This is a genomic window from Pseudoroseomonas cervicalis ATCC 49957, from assembly GCF_000164635.1.
Classification (GTDB): Bacteria; Pseudomonadota; Alphaproteobacteria; order Acetobacterales; family Acetobacteraceae; genus Pseudoroseomonas; species Pseudoroseomonas cervicalis.
Genome location: NZ_GG770841.1, coordinates 1 through 1,601, shown reverse-complemented (window position 1 = coordinate 1,601; position 1,601 = coordinate 1). Strand labels below are relative to the sequence as shown.

At 75.1% G+C, this 1,601-nt stretch carries 3 protein-coding genes; 2 read left to right on the top strand and 1 reads right to left on the bottom strand.

The window, feature by feature from the left end:
- Together ribA and HMPREF0731_RS19530 are read left to right on the top strand one after the other, a co-directional pair.
- Positions 1–701: GTP cyclohydrolase II (gene ribA, locus HMPREF0731_RS19535; RefSeq protein ID WP_051014833.1), on the top strand; the 701-nt coding region annotated here is incomplete at its 5' end.
- 2 nt (positions 702–703) lie between these two features.
- Entirely contained in the window at positions 704–1,213 is a 510-nt protein-coding gene (locus HMPREF0731_RS19530; RefSeq protein ID WP_007005940.1) for a L,D-transpeptidase family protein, read from the top strand.
- Between the two features lie 7 nt (positions 1,214–1,220).
- Here HMPREF0731_RS19530 and HMPREF0731_RS19525 read toward each other — a convergent pair.
- Positions 1,221–1,601: hypothetical protein (locus HMPREF0731_RS19525; protein WP_007005939.1), on the bottom strand; the 381-nt coding region annotated here is incomplete at its 5' end.

Here is a 1,601-nt window from a genome sequence, read left to right as displayed (position 1 = left end):
CTTTGGTCGCCGCCCCGGCGGCGGAGGGGGCGGCGGAGCGGCTCGGCCTGCTCAGCGTCCCGGCGGCCGATGTGCTGGCCTACCCCGCCAGCGCCGCCACCAGCCTGGCCCGCGTGGCCGAGGCCCGCGTGCCGCTGGAGGATGCGCCGGAGGCCCGCATCATCGCCTTCCGCGCCGCCGATGGCGGCATCGAGCATCTGGCGATCCTGGTGGGCGACCCGCTGGCGCTGGCGCAGCAGGGCGGCGCACCGCTGGTGCGCGCCCATTCCGAATGCTTCACCGGCGACCTGCTGGGCAGCCTGCGCTGCGATTGCGGGCCGCAGCTGCGCGGCGCCATCCGCCGCATGGCCGAGGATGGCGCCGGCATCCTGCTCTACCTGGCGCAGGAGGGGCGCGGCATCGGCCTGGTCAACAAGCTGCGCGCCTACACGCTGCAGGACCAGGGGCTGGACACGCTGGATGCCAACCGCGCCCTCGGCTACGGCGCCGATGAGCGCGGCTTCCTGGTCGCCGCCACCATGCTGCGGGCGCTGGGGGTCGAGCGGGTGCGGCTGCTGACCAACAACCCGGACAAGGTCGCGGGCCTGGCCGCCTGCGGCATCGCCGTGCAGGAGCGCGCCGCGCACCGCTTCGAGGCGAATGGCGTGAACGACAAGTATCTCGAGACCAAGGCCGAGCGCTTCGGCCATCTGCTGGGCTGAGCATGGAGTTCGCCCGCGTCCGGCCCGAGGCGCCGTCCCAGGGGCTGGTGGAGTTCCGCGGCCGGGTCTGGCGCTGCGCCCTCGGCAAGGGCGGCGTGCGCGCCGACAAGGCGGAGGGCGATGGCGCCACGCCCCTTGGCCTGCTGCCGCTGCGCCGCGTGCTCTACCGCGCCGATCGCGGCCCCGCGCCGGCCTGTGGCGTGCCGGTCGAGCCGATCGGGCGCGAGGATGGCTGGTGCGACGACCCGGCCGACGCCGCCTACAACACCCGCATCCGCCTGCCGCACAGCGCCCGGCACGAGGAATTGTGGCGGCAGGATGCGGTCTACGACATCATCGGCGTGCTGGGCTGGAACGACCAGCCGGTGGTGCGCGGCCGGGGCAGCGCCATCTTCCTGCACCTGGCCCGCCCTGCTTACGCGCCCACCGAGGGCTGCATCGCGCTCGAGCCCGGCGATCTGCGCGCCCTGCTGGCCGCCGGCTGCCTGGGCTTCGAGGTGCTGCCGGGCTGAAGCGCCCCTATCCCCCCGCGCCGCAGCGCACCGCGTAATCCGACACGCTGGGCAGTTCCCCATCGCCGACGCTGGTCACCGAGAGCTGCCCGGCCGGGCCGCGATAGCGGTAGCTGCAGAAGCCGAAGCCGGTGCCGGAGCAGCTTTCCACCTCGGTGACGCCGCGCCGCAGCAGCGTCTTCTCGCGCTCCTCCGGCAGGGCCGGGTCGCGCTCGCCCGGTATAGGTTGCCAGCCGGCGGCCAGCAGCGCCGCCCGGGCGCGGTCGATCGGCTGGCCATAGATGTTGGGCACGCGGCCACGCCCCTGGCAGACCTGTTCCTCCGCCGCCAGCGGCAGCAGCGCCAGCCGCCCCGGCGCGCCGGGCTGGCCCGCCTGGCCCACCCCCCG

Bases quoted from the DNA above. Each gene is read 5' to 3' on its own strand.
- HMPREF0731_RS19530 (WP_007005940.1), top strand. From the start codon at position 704: ATGGAGTTCGCCCGCGTCCGGCCCGAGGCGCCGTCCCAGGGGCTGGTG.